The organism is Anaerobacillus sp. CMMVII, from assembly GCF_025377685.1.
Taxonomy (GTDB): domain Bacteria; phylum Bacillota; class Bacilli; order Bacillales; family Anaerobacillaceae; genus Anaerobacillus.
The window spans coordinates 124,206-143,429 of sequence record NZ_JACEHK010000015.1; the positions used below are offsets into that span (position 1 = coordinate 124,206).

18 protein-coding genes and 2 pseudogenes are annotated in these 19,224 nt (G+C 36.4%); 16 read left to right on the forward strand and 4 right to left on the reverse strand.

The features are described 5' to 3' along the window. Positions 1-22 precede the first annotated feature (22 nt). The gene (locus tag H1D32_RS17875) at positions 23-811 is read left to right on the forward strand and encodes an SDR family oxidoreductase (protein WP_261179620.1); all 789 of its coding nucleotides are present in this window, start codon (positions 23-25) and stop codon (positions 809-811) included. A gap of 105 nt (positions 812-916) precedes the next feature. On the opposite strand, the gene H1D32_RS17880 is transcribed toward H1D32_RS17875, so the two are convergent. After that, positions 917-2,053, reverse strand: a complete 1,137-nt coding sequence (locus tag H1D32_RS17880; protein WP_261179621.1) for an amidohydrolase — start codon at positions 2,051-2,053, stop codon at positions 917-919. A 170-nt stretch (positions 2,054-2,223) separates the two neighbouring features. Here H1D32_RS17880 and H1D32_RS17885 point away from each other — a divergent pair, with 170 nt between their 5' ends. From H1D32_RS17885 to H1D32_RS17910, 6 genes are all read left to right on the forward strand, one after another. Continuing rightward, on the forward strand, positions 2,224-2,727 hold the full coding sequence (locus H1D32_RS17885; RefSeq protein WP_261179622.1) for a cytochrome c3 family protein: 504 nt from the start codon (positions 2,224-2,226) through the stop codon (positions 2,725-2,727). 25 nt (positions 2,728-2,752) lie between these two features. After that, complete coding sequence (locus tag H1D32_RS17890) at positions 2,753-4,189, forward strand: ammonia-forming cytochrome c nitrite reductase subunit c552 (RefSeq protein WP_261179623.1); 1,437 nt, start codon at positions 2,753-2,755, stop codon at positions 4,187-4,189. Between the two features lie 834 nt (positions 4,190-5,023). After that, complete coding sequence (locus tag H1D32_RS17895) at positions 5,024-5,506, forward strand: YqeG family HAD IIIA-type phosphatase (RefSeq protein ID WP_261179624.1); 483 nt, start codon at positions 5,024-5,026, stop codon at positions 5,504-5,506. Between the two features lie 153 nt (positions 5,507-5,659). Next, positions 5,660-6,181: a DUF3189 family protein gene (locus tag H1D32_RS17900; RefSeq protein WP_261179998.1), complete on the forward strand. Its 522-nt coding sequence runs from the start codon at positions 5,660-5,662 to the stop codon at positions 6,179-6,181. 76 nt (positions 6,182-6,257) lie between these two features. Further along, on the forward strand, positions 6,258-6,626 hold the full coding sequence (locus H1D32_RS17905) for a DMT family transporter (protein WP_261179625.1): 369 nt from the start codon (positions 6,258-6,260) through the stop codon (positions 6,624-6,626). Positions 6,627-6,661: 35 nt separating this feature from the next. Next, positions 6,662-7,120: a DMT family transporter gene (locus H1D32_RS17910; protein WP_261179999.1), complete on the forward strand. Its 459-nt coding sequence runs from the start codon at positions 6,662-6,664 to the stop codon at positions 7,118-7,120. A gap of 87 nt (positions 7,121-7,207) precedes the next feature. Here H1D32_RS17910 and H1D32_RS17915 read toward each other — a convergent pair whose 3' ends face one another. Continuing rightward, the gene (locus tag H1D32_RS17915) at positions 7,208-8,212 is read right to left on the reverse strand and encodes a phosphotransferase enzyme family protein (protein ID WP_261179626.1); all 1,005 of its coding nucleotides are present in this window, start codon (positions 8,210-8,212) and stop codon (positions 7,208-7,210) included. Between the two features lie 185 nt (positions 8,213-8,397). Between H1D32_RS17915 and H1D32_RS17920 the strand changes: the two genes are divergently transcribed. After that, complete coding sequence (locus H1D32_RS17920) at positions 8,398-8,583, forward strand: hypothetical protein (protein WP_261179627.1); 186 nt, start codon at positions 8,398-8,400, stop codon at positions 8,581-8,583. Between the two features lie 55 nt (positions 8,584-8,638). On the opposite strand, the gene H1D32_RS17925 is transcribed toward H1D32_RS17920, so the two are convergent. After that, the gene (locus tag H1D32_RS17925) at positions 8,639-9,355 is read right to left on the reverse strand and encodes a class I SAM-dependent methyltransferase (protein WP_261179628.1); all 717 of its coding nucleotides are present in this window, start codon (positions 9,353-9,355) and stop codon (positions 8,639-8,641) included. 500 nt (positions 9,356-9,855) lie between these two features. Between H1D32_RS17925 and H1D32_RS17930 the strand changes: the two genes are divergently transcribed. The 6 genes and pseudogenes from H1D32_RS17930 to H1D32_RS17955 all read left to right on the forward strand — a co-directional run bounded on the left by H1D32_RS17930 (position 9,856) and on the right by H1D32_RS17955 (position 16,510). Beyond that, positions 9,856-10,113, forward strand: coding sequence for a hypothetical protein (locus H1D32_RS17930; RefSeq protein ID WP_261179629.1), 258 nt, complete (start codon positions 9,856-9,858; stop codon positions 10,111-10,113). A 522-nt stretch (positions 10,114-10,635) separates the two neighbouring features. Further along, positions 10,636-11,733 carry a BMP family lipoprotein gene (locus tag H1D32_RS17935; RefSeq protein ID WP_261179630.1) on the forward strand — a complete coding sequence of 366 codons (1,098 nt, stop codon included), beginning with the start codon at positions 10,636-10,638 and terminating at the stop codon, positions 11,731-11,733. 188 nt (positions 11,734-11,921) lie between these two features. Next, positions 11,922-13,451 (forward strand): ABC transporter ATP-binding protein, encoded by a 1,530-nt coding sequence (locus H1D32_RS17940; protein WP_261179631.1) that lies wholly within the window; start codon positions 11,922-11,924, stop codon positions 13,449-13,451. Beyond that, a complete protein-coding gene (locus H1D32_RS17945; RefSeq protein WP_261179632.1) occupies positions 13,448-14,509 on the forward strand; it encodes an ABC transporter permease in 1,062 nt (353 codons plus the stop codon). Before H1D32_RS17940 ends, H1D32_RS17945 begins: the two co-directional genes overlap by 4 nt. Next, positions 14,510-15,471, forward strand: a pseudogene (locus H1D32_RS17950) (ABC transporter permease). It begins immediately after the preceding gene. Between the two features lie 574 nt (positions 15,472-16,045). After that, entirely contained in the window at positions 16,046-16,510 is a 465-nt protein-coding gene (locus H1D32_RS17955) for a chemotaxis protein CheX (protein WP_261179633.1), read from the forward strand. A gap of 134 nt (positions 16,511-16,644) precedes the next feature. Here the strand turns inward: H1D32_RS17955 and H1D32_RS17960 are convergent, their stop codons facing one another. After that, positions 16,645-17,175: a YceI family protein gene (locus tag H1D32_RS17960; RefSeq protein WP_261179634.1), complete on the reverse strand. Its 531-nt coding sequence runs from the start codon at positions 17,173-17,175 to the stop codon at positions 16,645-16,647. Between the two features lie 139 nt (positions 17,176-17,314). On the opposite strand from H1D32_RS17960, the gene H1D32_RS17965 reads away from it, so the two are divergent. Both H1D32_RS17965 and H1D32_RS17970 read left to right on the forward strand, forming a co-directional pair. Further along, positions 17,315-17,473: a hypothetical protein gene (locus tag H1D32_RS17965; protein ID WP_261179635.1), complete on the forward strand. Its 159-nt coding sequence runs from the start codon at positions 17,315-17,317 to the stop codon at positions 17,471-17,473. A 142-nt stretch (positions 17,474-17,615) separates the two neighbouring features. Then, positions 17,616-19,150, forward strand: a pseudogene (locus H1D32_RS17970) (GNAT family N-acetyltransferase). Positions 19,151-19,224: the final 74 nt, after the last annotated feature.

Sequence of the window (19,224 nt, forward strand, 5' to 3'; positions counted from 1 at the left end):
TAATCAAAGTGAGGTAATCAAAATGGATCTAGGACTTAAAGGGAAAGTTGCTCTAGTATTAGCTTCTAGTAAAGGATTAGGGAAAGCAATTGCTCTTAAATATGCCGAAGAAGGTACCAATGTCATGTTAGCGAGTCGAAATGAGGTTGGATTAAAAGAGACTGCAGAAGAATTGACAAGACAAACAGGAGTTGAAATAGGTTATTGTGTTTGTGATTTGAAGATAGTAGAAGATATTCGTTCGCTTGTAACAGAAACAGTTGCTCGGTTTGGTAAAATTGATGTCTTAATTAACAATTCTGGAGGACCACCCGCTGGGGGATTTGATGCTTTTGGAGATGAAGATTGGCAACATGCCTTTGAATTAAATTTATTGAGTTATGTAAGAGCAATCCGAGAGGTTTTACCTTATATGCGAAAACAGCAGCAAGGAAGAATTATTAATATTACCTCATCTTCAATTAAACAACCAATTGATAACCTTATTTTATCTAATACGTTCCGAACAGGTATCATTGGTTTAGCCAAAAGCTTATCTCAAGAATTGGCTAATGATGGAATTTTAATAAATACTGTTGGTCCAGGAAGAATTTCAACTGAACGGACAGCAGAATTGGATGAAATAAAAGCCCAGAAATTAGCATTAAGCTCTGATCAAGTCAAAGCTCAAGCTGAGAGTAATATACCGTTGGGCCGATACGGAGAACCAGAGGAGTTTGCTAAAACGGTAGTATTCTTAGGTTCAGGAGCTAACACGTATATTACAGGGCAAATGATTTTGGTCGATGGTGGTATGACAAAAGCGTTTTAAAGAATACAACGTACAAAAAACACTTGAGATTTCACAATCTCAAGTGTTTTTTACTGTGAGTCATTAGTATTGGTTTGCTTTGCAACGCTTCAAAACTCAAAACTATTAATCTTCGAAAACCACTTCGCCCTCGATGATCGTTTTCTCGACGTTTGCTGAAACGTCAAAGGGGTGATGACTCCAAATGACAAAGTCAGCATCTTTGCCTACTTCTAGAGAACCAACACGATCTTCAATGCCAATATGTTTAGCTGCATTGAGAGTAACTGATTTCCAAGCTGACTCTTCGCTTAGACCATTCTTCACAGCTTGAATCACTGAGGTTATCAAATATTCAATTCCTACTACTGGATGATCGGTTGTAATCGAAAAGGGAACCCCAGCTTCCTCAAGCGCAAGCAAAGTATGCCAGCCTTTATCAGCATTTTCTACTTTCGATCTAGAAGACATCGTTGGTCCAACGGCAACCATGACGTTATACTTTTTAATAAAGTCTGCAATATGGTGTCCTTCCGTGCAATGTTCAATTGTCACGTCAATCTTAAATTCGTTCGCTAAACGAAGGACGGTCACAATATCATCTGCGCGGTGAGCATGTGCTCTTAGCGGTATTTCTTTGCGGAGTACCTTTGCCAAATTTTCAAGCCCTAAGTCGCGTGGAACATCCTCGCCTTTGGCTAATTTTTTCAGATAGTTTTCCGCTTTAATAAGCTCTTGACGGAAAACTGCAGCAACTCCCATTCGTGTTTTTGCAGATTTATCTCCGTGAACCCGCTTGGGGTTTTCTCCAAAAGCAGCTTTCATTCCAGAAGGACTTTTTACAACCATCTCATCGACAATCTTCCCAGCAGTTTTGACTGTAACGATTTCTCCACCAATCACATTGGCACTCCCAGGTAAAACCTGAACTGTTGTAATTCCGGCACGGCGAGCAACTTCAAATCCTTTTTCCATGGGATTGAGTCCATCTAAAGCTCGGACATAAGGCGTTGTTGCTGAAGTAATCTCGTTAAAATCAGCACCTGCAGGGCCAACCCCCTCTTCATGGACACCTAAATGGGTATGAACATCAATCAAACCAGGAGTTACAAATTTCCCATGTAACTCAATAATATCAGCTTCTTCTGGTATCGTAATTTGCTTACCGATGTTGAGAATTTTTTTGTCATTTACTAATAAAACCCCGTCTTCGATCATTTCACCATTTCCTACAATAATTGTTGCATGAGTATATGCTTTCAATTGAATACCTCCTTGAAATTTAATTCGATTTCCTAAATAAATCATAAAACAGAATCTAGTAATTGTAAAATTGATAACTATTGCTAAATTCTGTGAAAAAGTGTGTAAAAATGTGTGAATGTGGCTATTATGGTGAGGAAATAGAACTTTTGAAAGAGAGGAGTGTCTTAATGTTTAAAAGGTTTAAAGAGTCCAATAACAAAATATTATTTGTAATTTTATTAGGAGCTTTTATTGGCATTGTTTTATATGCAGGGACAGTTACAGCTATAAAAGCAACAGATACTGGGGAATTTTGTTCAAGTTGTCACGTTATGGACACCGTGTATGAGGCTTTTAGTAGATCACCACACGGGAAGCTAGACTGTAATGATTGCCACGCCCCAACAGATAGCACGGTTAATAAAATGTTATTTAAGGCGAGGGCTGGTATGGGGCATATTTATATGAATACTCTCGGTGCAAGTCGAATCCCTGATGTTTTGCATGCTACAGAACCTTCAGTAGAGGTTGTTAATAAAAATTGTATATCCTGTCATCAGTATACACTTGAGAATGTTGCTCATGACTCCAAGGGAACTTGTATCGGTTGCCATCGTCAAGTTCCGCATGGTTTAGGGATTTTTAAGTCTTCTGATTGGCATTTAAAATTAAATATTGATGCTGCAAGGTAATCAAACTTAAGAAAGGTTGAGAATAATGAAAAAAAGAAAAGTCTATAAACTGATACTTATCGTATTTTTGCTAACCATACTTGCTGCATGTTTGGGTCGTGAAGAGCTAACTGTAGATAACCCTGCAGCGCTAACAAATCTATCTCCGGACGAATATCTAAATTCAGCTTTCAAAGATGCGTTTCCAATTCATTACGAAAGTTATTTGAAGAATATGGGGAACGGAATGCCTCCAGTATCTAAGTTTATTCCAGAGTATGAGCCGTATTTACCAATCCTGTTTGCAGGTTTCGCATTTGAACAAGAATACAATACAACAAGAGGTCACACCTACGCAGTTGAGGATGTGTTGAATATTGCTAGAATCACAGAGCGTTCAATTGGGTCTTGTATGACATGTAAGAGCACGATTGTTACGCCACTTTTAAAGGAATTTGGCGATGATTATTGGGCGGCAAATTTCAGGGGAGATTTACTGCCAAGATTAGAAGAAATGGCAGCTGTTGGTGCTTTGGATGAATTAGGGGAATATGGCCATATTTCGATTGGTTGTTCAGACTGTCATGATCCGGTGACGATGGAGTTAAGGATTACACGTCCGTCATTAACACACGCCTTAGCCCGTCAAGGAAAAGATTTAACTGAGGCAACGAGAAATGAAATGCGTACCTATGTATGTGCTCAATGCCACGTCGAATATTATTTTGAACCTGAGCTGAAAAAAGTTCGCTTTCCATGGGATTATGGCACGAAACCTGAAGAAATGTTTGAATATTTTCAAACAACAGCTATAGAGGAAGGTTTTGAATATGATTATATTCATGCTGTCTCAGGTGCACCAATAATTAAGGCTCAACATCCAGAATACGAGCTTTGGAGTTATGGTTCCCACGGAAGAGCTGGTGTATCTTGTTCAGACTGTCATATGCCTTTTGAACGAAGGGATGACCGACGTAAAATCTCGTCACACTATTGGGTCTCACCACTAGAAACAATTGAACAATCATGTCGTACATGTCACTCAGATAAAACAGAGAAGTACATTGTTGAAAGAGTTGGCGAAATTCAAGAGCGACATTTAGAGGCAGTTCACGAAGCTCAGGACTTAACTGTCGAAGCACACTATTTTGTAAATCGGATGATCACAGCTGGAGTTCCTCAAGATAAGTTAACACAAGCTCAAAGCTTTGTTCGTGAAAGTCAATGGTATACAGATATTATCGCTGCAGAAAATTCAGACGGTTTTCATAACCCACAAGGTAGCATGGATACTTTAAGAATGGCATCGGATGCAGCTAATAATGCGATAAAGCTTGCAACTGAAGAATTATTAAAGCTTAATATTGACCTTGACGAACTTCGTGCTGAAATTACCAAAGTAAAGCAAGCGGTATATCATGAAGAAGACCCGTTCTTAAAGCATACACATGCTACGAATAACTTCTTTCCATCGCAAAAATAAATAAAAAAGCATAAAACGGAGAAATGTCCTGTTTTATCTCAGGCTGTTGAGAAAGTCTCAACAGTCTTTTTTCTTTACTGTATTTGCATTAAGTTCGTAGCCGAGCGCGTCTTCTACGAACCTGAATTTTACATTTTTTAGAAAGTTACAGCACATAAACTCGTTCTACGAGCTAAATTTCACATATTTTAGGAGGTTACGGCACATGAATGTGTTTTACGAGCCTAAGTTTTACATATTTTAGGAGGTTATGGTACGCAAATGTGTTTTACGAGCTTAGATTTTACATATTTTAGGAGGTTACGGTACGCAAATGTGTTTTACGAGCCTGGATTTTACATATTTTAGGAAGTTTCGGTACGCAAATGTGTTTTGCGAGCCTGAGTTTTACATATTTTAGGAGGTTACGGCACGTAAATGTGTTTTGTGAGCCTAAATTTTACATATTTTAGGAGGTTGTGGTACACAAACGCGTTCTACATGCCTTTATTTACATTTTTTAGGGGGACTAAAGGTGAGGGCAATCTATGGGATAGTCCAAAATACCATTTTTTTATTATAAATATTAGCTCATACTATAAAAAGGTTCTGACTTTTCCCCTGCTTCATTAATAACAGGTTGATACAATAAACAGTTAAAACAATAGAATAATTCAGCGTGCAAAAAGATTTTTAACATTTTTCTTTTAAAAAGGAGAAAACACTTATAAAATAGATAGGTGTAATTATTTCCTAGCTAGGAAAAAATAGCTAAAGACTATGTGATTTAGTATTTGGAGGTACATCGAGCACGTAAACAATTTAAATTAACTTAAGAAGAAAGCAGTGATATAGATGAAGATTTTTAAGCCAGATTATGAATATGAGCACTTTACGAACGTTTCACTTGATTTTCTAAAAGAGCATAATATTCATGCAATTTTTTCGGATCTTGATAGTACGTTGGCGGCTCATGATCAACTTGGGGACGCTCAATTTACTAGCTGGCACGAAAAATTAGAAGCGAGTGATGTTAAGCTAATCGTAGTTTCAAATAATAGCCAAGGAAGAGTCGATAGGTTTACTAAACCTTATAACATTTTAGGGTATGGAAGGTGCAATAAGCCAGCACCAAGTAAAATTAAGAATATAATGGCGGAAATCGGTGTAGATAGTACAAACAGCATCTTTTTAGGAGATCAGCTATTTACAGATGTTTTATGTGGAAAACTTTTAAAAATGAAAACAGTTCTTGTCAAACCATTAGGAGAAGAACATGAGCCATGGACAGTCCGTTGGAAAAGAGGCCTTGAGGCAAGCATAAAAAAAATGTGGTAAGGAATACTAACATTTAACTATTTTCGTCTAATGTCTTTATTTAATGAATTTCATAATTCATAAACCTTCGCTATTGAGGAAATAGCTTGATTAAGGAAATTATGAAATTCACTCAATTAGGGCATTAAATAAAAAATTGTTAGGATGTTGATGATGATTTATATTTACAACTGCTACGGTGGAACACATTCGTCTGCATTAGCGGCAGCCTACCACTTAAACAAGTTGCCTAAAGACCGTCTTCCGACAAAGGAAGAAATATTAAATATTGACATTTTTAATAAACTTAGAACGAAAGATATGGGAAGAATCATTTATCATGGAAATGATGATGACGGAAATAAAGTTTATACAGTCGGTCGAGGAAGTTCTAAAGCCTTGGTTCCTGCATTAAAGGAACTTCTGACTTTAATCAATGAAGACGGCACTCGTACTGATAAGGTTATATTTTCAAACGCTTCACCAACAGTTCCTTTAGCCATGACATTTGGAGGTTTGTTTTCCAGGCGCCTTCACATCGATTTTATTGGTGTTCCACTTTTAATCAAAGGTGCCCAACAGACATATCACAATATTATCTCATTGGTAGAAAAAACCAGAGCTACAGCTAGAGAAACTGTAAAACAGATAGAGGTTTTAGAAAATAAGAATTTAGAAGTGAATAAACTATTTTAAACAACCAACCAAGAGGCTGACAAGAGCAACATTGTCAGCCTTGTTTATATTATAATTTAACAAAGGTGGTGAGCTCTTGAGCAATAAAAAGATTGATATTGGATTCATTCATAGCGCTGTATTGCTATTTGGGCTTTCGGGCATTTTTGCCAAGCTCATATCCTACCATGCTTTTATACTTGTACTTGGTAGAATGTTTTTTGCAGCCATGTTTCTATTGTTTGTTTTGCTTATTTGGAAAATTCCTTTTCGTTTAGTAAGTATTAAAGATATAGGTAAATTTTTTTTTATTGGAGTTATTTTAGTTGTCCATTGGTCTAGTTTCTTTTATTCTATTCAAATTTCTTCAGTAGCAATTGGCCTCATTACGTTTGCAACATTTCCTGTGTTTTCGGTTTTCTTAGAGCCCTTGTTATTAAAAGAGCGGTTTAAAAGAAAAATATAGGCATAGCACTGATAACCTTATTTGGAGTTTTTCTTATTGTACAAGAAGTAAGTTTTGAGAATACTAGCTTTTTAGGTGCTTTTTGGGGGATCGTATCGGCGTTTACATTTTCGCTCCTGGCAATTATCAATCGTGTTCTTGTAAGGGGATATTCGAGTATTGTCGTTGGTTTTTACCAGAATAGTTTTGGGTTTATCGTATTAATTCCGTTTTTGTTTTTGTTTCCATTTCAGTTTCAGTTTCAGCTAGACAACTTCTTGTTACTTGTTTTACTAGGCGTTCTTTTTACCGGGGTTTCTCACGTTATGTTTATTCAAGGGTTAAAATCTGTGAATGTACAGAAGGCCAGTATCATTGCTTGTCTTGAACCTGTTTATGGAATTATTGCAGCTGTATTCATTCTAGCCGAAATCCCTTCACTTAGGGAAGGTGTTGGGATCCTGATTATTTTATGTATGGCCATATATGTCAGTTTTTACAGTACTGTTGAGTAAGTGCGGGAGCGAGGTTTTATTGCTTTTAGTTAAGAAACTATTAGCAACTTTTGAACCTAAAAGAAGTAAAAGGCTGGCAAAGCCAGCCTACCTAAAAAGTTTTTCTAATTGTACCGAAACAATTGGTGTATCAGAAATGATACGTTCTCTAATCTCATTGAGGATATTCTTCTGCTTTTCATTTAGTGACGATAAGTCCCATTTCTTATGAAGTACTCCGTAAAGCTCACAATCTCTAAGTTTTAGAAATAGTTCAATATCATTTAGCAATGTTAGGTTAATATGATTTTCCTTTACATAGCCCTTCATAAAAGCGGGTAAAAACTCTTCATTGATAAATTTTTCTTTGTTGATAATCTTATTATTAAGCCAAAGAGAATAGTAAATTGGGATCGCAATATCGCCGATCAGGTGATGGTAAGTGCTGTCATCAAAATCAAATATCGTGATATCGGCTCCATCATAGAAAAAGTTTCCAGAATGAATGTCTGAATGAATGAGACGATAGCGCTCTTTATCTTTTGGTAGGTTCTTTATCGCTAGCAATATGGAAGTTACTTTTTCTTTAACTTTTACATCATCATTTGGAATAAAAGGTGCAAACTGAATACGAAACTCTTCAACTAAGTCAGGTCGTTTGATAATGCCATTTGGTTCTACATAGTCATTACTTAAGCGATGTAAAATCCCTGTCGCTCTTCCCCAGGCTTTAAATAATTTTTCGTTAAAGATTGGATCCTGGACCTTTACAGCAGTTCCTTTAGCTTTTTCAAACAGACTTATAAAAAAGAATGTTTTACCTGCTGGAATTGCTTCTACAAGTTGACCATTTTTAGAGCTAATTGGTCCACAAACGGGAGCGTTTTTACTTTGTAAATATTGAAGCCATGCTAGTTCAGCCTCGACCTGCTGTTTCGAGCGGTGACTACTGTGAGTTAACCTCAGGATAAACTCTTCACCTTTACGTTGGGCTGAGAAAACGTAGTTTTCAAAACTCCCTAATTTTTCTAAGGTAGAGTAATCGAGCATAAACAATTCTGCTCCAATTTTAAGGACATCTTCGTTAAAAAATACCTCTACTTCTTTTTCCAATGAAATCCCCTTACCTCTCTAGTAATTTCATGTAACAAGAAAATATTACCACTTAAAGTTAATCTCAGTAAATATGATTTTTAAAAAGAAGGAGATTGGCTCTGTTATTGTCGAGAAATCTTTCTCAAGATTTAGACAAGCAACACGTACATATAGAATATGAACTCTTATATTGGAGGGGGACTATGAATATTATCGATCAAACCTATTATGATATTAAACTTGATGAGGGGGATGAATTAGGCAGGGAGATATTAGAGATTGTAAACGTAGAAAAAAAACTTAATAAAAACTTACTAGTTTTGGTGCATCAGGTTGTTCAAGTTGATCCCAAAAACTATACAGTTATTGTTAACATCCTAGAAATGTAGTGTAGAAATGAAAAGTGCACTTCAGCAGTAGCCTTAAAGTGCACTTTTCCATAGGTTACTTTTTGGTTGCTTCAACTATTAAGGCAGGTGAATGTGTCTCAAACGGCTCCCCCTTAAAAGAGCCATATAAATTTATCTCCTGAAAACCTACCTGTGCTAAAACATCTACAAGTTGTTTGCTTGTTATAGGGAGTAAATAAACCTCATTTTTTAGAATTTCTTCCCCAATTGTAAGTTGCCCGCAAAACTTAATTTTTTTGTCCACATGTTTATATGTACGTCGAAAAGTTAGCTCTTCTTTTTCACGGGTAATCATCGGTAGCTCAGTAACTCCTTCTTTTAAAATACGATCATAATTAACAATTTGAATAAGTAACTTTCCACTTTTGGTCAATAAGTTATGGATGTTAGACAAGACTTCAGTTAACATAGTCATATTATCCAAATGCACAAGAGAGTTGCCCAGCACTATTATTGTCGAATAGCGCTTGTCCTTTAATTGGTCAAGTTGCTCCATAGCTAATGAAACAGCGGTAAGAGAAACTTGATTCTTCAAAGCTTTTTCTTCGATGATAGCTACCATATTTTTATCTAAATCTGTAGCAGTTACATTTAAACCGAGATTTGCTAAGGCAAGAGCATGATTCCCCGTTCCTGCGGCGATATCAAGCACAGCCCCTTCACCTATCCGTTCTCTAATAAAAGCGATGGATTGACTATTTAAAGGAAAGATAAGGTCATAATACTTACTTAATTGTTGATAAAAATCCATTTTGATCAGCCTCATTTATTAACGTTTATAACTAAGTTTAACATATTAGTTGAGAGTCTTTCTAATACTGTGTAGTTTGCGCGAGTATTTTCGGGTTTTTGCCAGATGCCTAGAAGAATTATAATAGTAGTACTTAACATAGTGCCAGTTTTTCCAAAAACGAAACCAAAAAACCAGGATTTTTTTTAAGAAAGTGATGGTAGCAGGTTTCCAATGAGGTGGAATTTTCGGTAGTCCTCTCATATTAATCCTCCCAATCGTTAATTTGTAATATATATGTTTGGAAAAGGAAAAATATCAACTGAGGCTAGAATTTAGTAAATTATAGAAATTATATGTAGCCTTTGTGAAGTCTATTGAAAGGCTGGCAAAACCGTAGTAAAGTAAGAGTATAGAAAGTGAACAATCACTTTCCACAGAGATAGATTAAACAATTGGGAGTTAAAATTTTTTACAAGAAATTGTGAACTTTTTCACAAACTATCGAGGGGGAACTTTTAATGATATTTGAAATTAGCCAACAAGCTGCAGAGTTTTATAAGAATGAATTTGTACTAGGGGATAATGAGGCAATTCGATTATTTGTTCGTGGCGCAGAAGGTTTCTTTTTAGGTGTAGAAAAAGATTTACTAGAACAAGAGTCTTTTATTATTGAGAAAAACGGAATTAAATTTTTCATTACTGAAAGTGACCAATGGCATTTCCAAGGCAAAACTTTAAATTTTGATCAAACTTCAGAGACGATGATCCTTTCTTAAAGTGTAGAATAAAAGATATATAATAATTGAACGTTGGTTGAGGCGGAGGACAAAAATATTTGTCCTCCGCCTCATTTCGTTTAGGAAAACGGTCAATATGTAAAATAAATTAAAAAATTTGACTAGAATATTAAATAGAACCAACTGTAGGGGGGAAGCAAATATTAAAACCGAGAAGGAAAAGGAAATTGATATTTGAAATGGAACTCATATTAAATTCTGTAAGAGTTTTAGAAACAAAAGCAGCCTTTTAAAAAAATGTATCCTTATTACGCAAATTTAAACAAAAAAATGCAAAATATGTCTTTTAAATAAGCTTCAGAAGTGTTATATTTATGCTGATTAAGTTAAGTGCTTACATAAATCGTTCATGACTTCAGGTGGCATACCTAAATATTCCTAATGTAGATGTCTGACGTCATACATTCAAGAGCTTATTATTTTTTGTTTAAAAAATAGCCAAATTGGAAATTGTAAGCATGATACTTTTAATCACACCAATTTAAAGGGGGATAAAACAGAATGAAAAAGAAAAAATTTCCTATTCTTATGTCACTTGCTTTAGCAGCTGGAACACTGCTTTCTGCATGTGGACAAGGTGCAGACCCTGCACCTGCAGAACCTACACCTGCACCAGGTGGTGGCGATACTCCAACTGAAGAAACAACTGATTTTTCTGTAAAAATGGTTACAGATGTTGGTGGAGTAGATGACAAGTCGTTTAACGAATCAGCTTGGGAAGGTCTTCAACAATTTGAAGCTGACTTTGGAGCTGAAGTTGGTTACTTACAATCAGGTGATGCTGCAGACTATCAACCTAACCTAAATCGTCTTGTACGTGAAGGTAACGATTTAGTATTTGCAATCGGTTTCTTAATGGGCGACGATGTTAAGGCAGTAGCTCAGCAACAAACTGAAGCACAACTTGCAATCGTTGACATGGTTGTTGAAGGTGACGATGGCAACTTATTAGAAAATGTTGCAAATATTACATTTGCTGAGCATGAAGGTTCATTCCTAGTTGGGGTAATCGCTGGTTTAACAACAAAAACGAATAAAGTTGGTTTCCTTGGTGGAGTTGACGGTTTCCTAATTAAGAAGTTCGAAAACGGATTTAAAGCTGGGGTAAAAGCTGTTAATCCGGATGCTGAAATCATTGTTCAATACGCTGAATCATTTAATGATGCTGCACGTGGACAACAAATCTCTGGTACAATCTACGCTCAAGGCGCTGACATCATTTATCATGCTGCTGGTGGTACTGGTAATGGACTATTTACTGAAGCAAAAGAGCGTAAAAGAGCTGGGGAAGACGTTTGGGCAATTGGTGTAGATAAAGACCAACATGCTGAAGGTCTACCTGAAAATGTTACATTAACTTCAATGATTAAACGTGTTGACCAAGCGGTATATCAAGTTTCTGAAAGAACTATGAACGGTGATTTCCCTGGTGGACAAATTGTTACGTTTGGTTTAGAGCAAGAAGGGGTTGGAATTGCTCCAACTACTGAGAACGTTTCTGCTGAAGCTTTACAAGCTGTAGAAGACTACAAAGCGAAAATCTTAAGCGGTGAAATCAACGTTCCAATGACTGATGAAGAATATGCAGCTCAACAATAATAAATAAGTACCTTGCAAAGAGGCTGACTCAAGAAAAGTGTCAGTCACCTCAATGAATACATAGTTAGGTTATTGGAAGATAACACTATCTAGCATAACATTGAGGTGAGCAGATGCTAGGGAGTCAGCCCCTTTGTTACTTTGCAATTGAAAACAAATTGGAGCGATTTACGTTAGGAGTGTTACTTTTGAATAACGTGATTGAAATGAATAATATTCGTAAAGAATTTCCGGGAATTGTTGCAAACGATAACATTACACTCCAGCTACGTCAAGGTGAGATTCACGCACTCCTTGGAGAGAATGGGGCTGGTAAGTCTACGTTAATGAATATTCTCTTTGGTCTTTACCAACCTGATAAAGGTGAAATTAAGGTAAGAGGCGAAAAAGTAGCAATTACTGATCCAAATGTGGCCAACAAATTAGGTATCGGGATGGTCCATCAACATTTTATGCTTGTCGAGAATTTTACAATAGCTGAAAATATTATTCTAGGTAGTGAACCAACAATTGCCGGAAGAATTAATATAAAGAAGGCTGAAAAAGACGTTAAAGAACTTTCAGAAAAATATGGTTTAAAGGTAGATCCAAGGGCAAAAATCGAAGATATTTCAGTTGGAATGCAACAACGCGTTGAAATTATTAAAACTTTATATCGCGGTGCGGAAATCTTAATCTTTGATGAACCCACAGCAGCTTTAACACCGCAAGAGATTAGTGAACTTATTCAAATTATGAAAGCCCTAGTTAAAGAAGGAAAATCAATTATATTGATTACACATAAATTAAAAGAAATTATGTCTGTATGTGATCGTTGTACAGTTATTCGACGTGGTAAAGGAATTGGTACAGTGGAGGTTAAGGAAACTAATCCTGATGCCTTAGCTGCAATGATGGTAGGTCGAGAAGTCAATTTTACAATTGAACGTGAAAAGGCTCAGCCTAAACATGATGTTTTGTCTGTAAAAGATCTAGTTGTTCATGATGTTCGTAAAGTTCCAGTTGTTAATGGTCTTAATTTAGAAGTAAAAGCTGGGGAAATTTTAGGAATTGCTGGTGTAGACGGAAATGGTCAGTCTGAATTAATTGAGGCAATTACTGGATTACGTAAAGCAAGTAGCGGTTCGATTACCTTAAATGGTAAAGATCTAACTAAATTAAAGACTCGTAAAATTACTGAAGCTGGGATTGCTCATATTCCTCAAGATCGTCATAAGCATGGGTTGGTTCTTGATTTCTCTGTTGCTGAAAATATTGTTTTACAAACTTACTATCAAAAACCATATTCGAAAAATAAAATCTTAAACTTTCCAGCCATACTTGATAAGTCGAAAAAGCTAATAGAGGAATACGATGTTCGTACACCAAGTGAACAAACCTTAGCCAGATCCTTATCTGGTGGTAACCAACAAAAAGCAATTATTGCTAGGGAAGTAGATCGTTCTCCAGACTTCTTAATTGCGGCACAGCCGACAAGGGGCTTGGATGTTGGTGCAATTGAATTTATTCATCGTAAACTCATTGAAGAACGTGATAAGGGACGAGCGGTATTACTTGTTTCGTTAGAATTAGATGAAGTATTAAACGTAAGTGACCGTATCGCCGTTATTTACGAAGGGAAAATTGTTGCTATTGTGGATCCAAAAGAAACAGACGAAAAAGAATTAGGACTTCTCATGGCCGGTGGGAAGAGCAAGAGAGTAGGTGAACAACAATGATCCATAAATGGCTAACTGGTGGAAAATTAACGAACATTCTAGTTCCGTTAATTTCGGTATTTTTAGGGATTTTTGTTGGTGCCATCCTGATGTTATTCATTGGGCAAAACCCAATCGTAGGGTACATGGCGCTATTATCAGGAGTATTTGGCGACATCTATTATTTCGGGGAAATGCTCCGCATGATGACACCGCTTATTTTAGCAGGGTTAGCAGTGGCGTTTGCATTTCGTACTGGCTTATTCAACATAGGGGTAGAAGGCCAATTAATTGTAGGGTGGCTTGCTTCTGTTTCTGTTGGACTTTTAATCGATGCGCCGTTTATTATTCATTTACCGCTAGCAATAGCAGCTGGAGCATTAGCTGGGGCGCTTTGGGGGTTGGTTCCTGGATTTCTAAAAGCAAGGTTTTATGTTCATGAGGTTATTGTTACCATCATGATGAATTATGTTGCTTTATATTCTAGTAACTACATCATTCGCACATACTTACTGGTTCCGGGTGAAAGAACCGATAGAATTGCATCATCTGCTTCGCTTGCATCACCATTTTTACAAGCACTAACTGATTATTCACGTCTGCATTTTGGTTTCTTTCTCGCTATTTTTGCTTGCTTTGTTGCCTGGTTTATCTTATGGAAAACTACTTTAGGCTTTGAACTTCGGGCGGTTGGATATAATAAACATGCGTCTCATTATGCTGGAATGAACGTTAATCGAAATATTGTTTTAGCGATGGTCATTTCAGGTGCTTTTGCGGGTGTTGCAGGGGCAATGGAAGGACTTGGAACATATGGTTATATGTCAATCTTAGCAGGTTTTACTGGTACTGGATTTAACGGAATTGCCGTAGCATTACTAGGTGCGAACACTTCGATTGGAGTATTTTTAGCTGCTGCGTTATTTGGTGCGTTAACTGTAGGTGCACCTAATATGCAATCACAAGCTGGAATTCCTCCAGAATTGGTTAATATCGTTATTGCATTAATCATCTTTTTTGTAGCATCAAGCTACTTAATTAGACTCGTTATTAACCGGCTCCAAAAGGAGGGAAAATAAATGGGTTTTATGGATATTTTAGCGTTAGTCATCCCAGCTACTATATTTTAGCAGCTCCATTAATTTTTACAGCTCTTGGCGGATTATTTAGTGAACGTTCAGGTGTTGTAAATATCGGGTTAGAGGGATTAATGGTAATGGGTGCGTTTACCGGGATTGTTAGTGCCTTATACTTAGAAGGTTTAGGTTTTGGTGCTTGGTCACCATGGATAGCTCTAATTTTTGCAGTTATCGTAGGCGCATTATTTTCCTTATTTCACGCAGTAGCTTCTATTACCTTTAAGGCAGATCAAGTTGTAAGTGGGGTTGCCTTAAACTTTTTAGCAGTGGGGCTAGCAGTATTTTTAGTTCGTAATATGTTTGGTAAAGGTCAAACAGACTATGTAACCTACCGTATTTCACGGGAAAATTTACCTTTATTACAGGATATTCCTTTCTTAGGACCACTCTTTTTCCAAAGAGTATATTACACATCCTTTATTGCAATTATAGCAGCTTTGGTAGTTTGGTATGTGGTATTTTATACTCCATTCGGCTTGCGTCTTCGTTCAGTCGGTGAACATCCGATGGCTGCAGATACAATGGGGATAAAAGTAAACAGAATGCGTTATATTGGGGTAATGCTTAGTGGTGCTTTTGCTGGTATGGGAGGAGCAGTCTTTGCCTTAACAACAGCGGGTAACTTTGCAGGAAATACGATTGCTGGACAAGGTTTCATGGCTCTTGCAGCATTAATCTTTGGTAAGTGGCATCCACTTGGGGCACTTGGTGCAGCCTTATTTTTCGGGTTAGCGCAATCGTTAAGTATTACTGGTCAGGCAATTCCATTCTTGGCAAACGTACCTCAGGTATATTTATTAATTGCTCCTTATGTGTTAACAATTTTAGCGTTAGCTGGGTTTGTTGGTAAAGCCGAAGGACCAAAAGCAATTGGTAAACCATATGAAAAAGGAAGCAGATAAAAAACCGCCACTGGCGGTTTTTTTGGTTTTAAATGTAAATTAATGAATGTCATAATTTATTATTTGCGCTATAAGGTTCTAAATGTAATTGCGTAAATACCATTCGCAGGTTGATATAGCTTGATTAAGGTAATTATGAAATTCACTCAAATAAGATTATTTTTCGAATTTTCGACATTTTTCTACCCTAACGAGTGGTTTTAATTTATAATAATAAAAAAGCTCTCTACGTGAGCATTGTGGCTTTATGGACATTATTTCATAAATATTCCATTCGGAGCAACAATCTTTTAAAAAGGCTGTTTTCGCAAAGTTTGTTACTTTCGTAAAAATCCCAAAAACCGGATTTTTACACAAAATACTAAGAATTCACCACTAATTTAGTAAGTATTGCTCTTTTCTTACTTAATTTATTGGGTGATAACTTCAAATAAGGTATTTTTCCGATTACTTTAGAGTAAAAAAGCAACTATGTTTACGAAAAGAGCCTTTTAAAAACAGCCTAATAGAGATTCTAACTGATACATCTCTTATTACTAAAATGGTACTGGTCATAAATTAGGAGGAAAACATCATGAACGCAAAACATGTCAACGCAATCTGTCGAGCCACTGAATCTATTTTTATTAACTTTTTTGGTGTTGAGGTTAAACCACTAAGACCCCGTGTAGAACAAATGGCGATTCCTTCTAACCAAGTTTCAGTTATATTAGGAATTAATGGTCAGTTAAATGGTCAAATCATATGTTCAATTACTGAACAAACGGCAAAAAATATTGTTGGGGTAATGATGGGCGGAATGATTATTGAACAATTAGATGAAATAGGCTGGAGTGCCATTCAAGAATTTGGAAACTGGGTAGCAGGAACTACTGCAACTGAGCTTTCAAAAGATAATGTTCTAATTGACGTAACCCCGCCGGTAATTAATGAAGGGTCCTCAAAATTTCGTACAAGTAATGTATTTATCACGGTGCCGCTAGAAACAAAAATGGGCTTAGTCGACATACATATATCCGTAAAAGAAGTTGCTGCTTAGATTAATAGTGGGAATACCCTAATACAGAAAAAAGCAAAGAAGAGACCGGAATTGTAAAATTTCTGGTCTCTTCTTTGCTTTTTATCTGCCCGAAGACAAACAGAGGTGCTTCCCGTTACTATTACCTTTAATGATTAAGCCTTTGCAGCTTGAATTTCAAGTGAGATCTTAATCTGATCTCCTACAAGAACCCCGCCAGTTTCTAATGCTGCATTCCATGTTAAACCATAGTCACTGCGTTTAATTTTGCCATTAGCACTAAAACCTACCTTCTCATTCCCCCAAGGATCTTTCCCCTGGCCTTCGAATTTTACAGTAAACGACTCTTTGCGAGTCACCCCACGAATAGTTAAATCACCTTGCAATTCATACTCACCATCACCGTTACTTACGATTTCAGTAGCTTTAAATGTTAATTTTGGGAAGTTTTCTACATCAAAGAAATCTGCTGAACGTAAATGGTTATCACGGTCTTCATTTCGAGTATCAATGCTTGCAGTATCAATACTAAAAGAAATATCTGCTGTTGTAAGATCATTTGGATCTGCATCAATTTCTGCACTAAATTCATTAAAGGTACCTTTCACGTTTGCTATCATCATGTGTTTTACTGAAAAATCCACACTACTGTGCGCTGTATCAACTGCCCATTTTGTTTTTGTCATAATAATAATTCCTCCTTAAATAATATATCTTAAATTCAAGATAACTTAACTTAAGATAAATTATATACCGGATTTGTGAGAATAGCAACCAATATGTTTTCGAAATTTAGATTTTATTTAGAAGGAGTCTTCGTAGGTTATGTTTATTTACGGTTCATTTTTTTCGAAACTTGGCCAACTTTGGACAGCTTTTCTATTTATCAGCTTGCTCCATTCCGAACTTGCCCCCTTTACACCACACAACAGTGGTAGTATTTTGGCCATTCATACAGTATCATCAACCATAGATGATGAGTAATTTTGTATATTCTTAAACGGTCAAAAGTGCTCCCCATGCTGACATCCAAACGGTTAACAATCGAAAAGGGCAGATCAATTGGATAGACTTCGCTTTTATGTTTAAATTATGAATAGGAATGAATTCGAGAGGAGTTCTGAGGATGAAGGAAATTGATGTTACAAAGTACGAAAAAAAAATAGCGTTACGCCAAATTACAAAAGCTGACTTTCAAGAACTATTGGTTTTACAGAAAATCTGTTTTCCAAATATGGATCCATGGGAACTAGATCAGTTAGAGAGTCATATTGAGATTTTTCCAGAGGGACAATTTTGCGTTGAATACGAAGGGAAAATTATTGGTTCATGCTCTAGTTTAATTGTGAACTTTGATGAGTATGATGATCAACATACGTGGGACGAAATTACTGATAACGGATATATCACAAATCACGATCCTGAGGGGTATAACTTATATGGTATGGAGGTCATGGTACATCCAGACTTTCGACGAATGAAAATTGGTAGAAGACTATACGAGGCAAGAAAAGAATTAGCAAGGAACTTAAACTTAAAAAGTATCATTATTGGTGGCCGTATCCCTAACTATTCCAAACACTCTAATTCGTTAACACCAAGACAATACGTCGAGGAAGTTATCCATCATAACATATATGACCCTGTGTTAACCTTTCAGGTAATGAATGGGTTTACGTTGAAGAGAATTAACAAGAATTATTTAGACGATGATAATGCTTCGATGAAGTATGCTACGTTAATGGAGTGGAATAACATTGACTACCAGCCGATATCGAAGCGTCATTTTAAAACATCATTTCCTGTTAGAATTAGTGTCATTCAATATATGATGAAAAAATTGATGCGTTTGAAGATTTCGCTAAGCAATGTGAGTTTTACGTAGATGTGGCAGAAAGTTATCAATCTGATTTTGCCGTATTTCCAGAAATTTTTACTACGCAATTGTTATCATTCATTGAGGAAAAATCTCCAAGTCAAGCGATACGCAATTTAACGGAATTTACCGAGCAGTATATCTCATTATTCACAGGGCTAGCTGTAAAATACAATGTCAATATTATTGGTGGATCACACTTTGTTGAAGAAGAAGGGAAAATATATAATATTGCGTATTTATTTAGACGTGATGGAACGATTGAAAAGCAATATAAAATCCATATTACTCCGAATGAACGTAAATATTGGGGGATTACAGGTGGGGATGAAATAAAAGTATTTGACACTGACTGCGGAAAAATTGCGATACAAATTTGCTATGATATTGAATTTCCAGAATTAGGTCGGATTGCTACGGATAAAGGAGCTAATATAATCTTTACACCGTTTTGTACAGACGAACGCCAAGGCTTTTTACGAGTGAAATATTGCGCTCAAGCTAGAGCGATTGAAAATCAGGTTTATGTTGTATTAGCAGGGACTGTTGGGAACTTATCAGAAGCTGAAAATATGGACATTCAATATGCACAATCAGCTATTTTCACTCCTTCTGATTTTACATTCCCAAGGGATGGTATTGAAGGTGAATGTCCTGCAAATATTGAAACGGTAGTTGTTGGTGATGTTGATTTGGAAATATTACGACGGCATCGGAAATCTGGTAATGTCCAACAACTAAAAGATCGTCGTAAAGATTTGTATTCAATCAACTATAAATATTAAAAATCTGTTTATTTTCTTCACTATTTAACGTTTAGCAAGAGTACTTTAAGTTCATCCTAGTTAGCGACAAGGGG

Excerpts from the sequence above, each read along its gene's own strand:
- H1D32_RS17930 (WP_261179629.1), top strand. The coding sequence starts at position 9,856 with ATGATATTTGAAATTAGCCAACAAGCTGCAGAGTTTTATAAGAATGAA.
- H1D32_RS17900 (WP_261179998.1), top strand. The coding sequence starts at position 5,660 with ATGATTTATATTTACAACTGCTACGGTGGAACACATTCGTCTGCATTA.
- H1D32_RS17935 (WP_261179630.1), top strand. The coding sequence starts at position 10,636 with ATGAAAAAGAAAAAATTTCCTATTCTTATGTCACTTGCTTTAGCAGCT.
- H1D32_RS17875 (WP_261179620.1), top strand. The coding sequence starts at position 23 with ATGGATCTAGGACTTAAAGGGAAAGTTGCTCTAGTATTAGCTTCTAGT.
- H1D32_RS17965 (WP_261179635.1), top strand. The coding sequence starts at position 17,315 with ATGTTTATTTACGGTTCATTTTTTTCGAAACTTGGCCAACTTTGGACA.
- H1D32_RS17925 (WP_261179628.1), bottom strand. The coding sequence starts at position 9,355 with ATGGATTTTTATCAACAATTAAGTAAGTATTATGACCTTATCTTTCCT.
- H1D32_RS17960 (WP_261179634.1), bottom strand. The coding sequence starts at position 17,175 with ATGACAAAAACAAAATGGGCAGTTGATACAGCGCACAGTAGTGTGGAT.
- H1D32_RS17955 (WP_261179633.1), top strand. The coding sequence starts at position 16,046 with ATGAACGCAAAACATGTCAACGCAATCTGTCGAGCCACTGAATCTATT.
- H1D32_RS17890 (WP_261179623.1), top strand. The coding sequence starts at position 2,753 with ATGAAAAAAAGAAAAGTCTATAAACTGATACTTATCGTATTTTTGCTA.
- H1D32_RS17945 (WP_261179632.1), top strand. The coding sequence starts at position 13,448 with ATGATCCATAAATGGCTAACTGGTGGAAAATTAACGAACATTCTAGTT.
- H1D32_RS17895 (WP_261179624.1), top strand. The coding sequence starts at position 5,024 with ATGAAGATTTTTAAGCCAGATTATGAATATGAGCACTTTACGAACGTT.
- H1D32_RS17920 (WP_261179627.1), top strand. The coding sequence starts at position 8,398 with ATGAATATTATCGATCAAACCTATTATGATATTAAACTTGATGAGGGG.
- H1D32_RS17885 (WP_261179622.1), top strand. The coding sequence starts at position 2,224 with ATGTTTAAAAGGTTTAAAGAGTCCAATAACAAAATATTATTTGTAATT.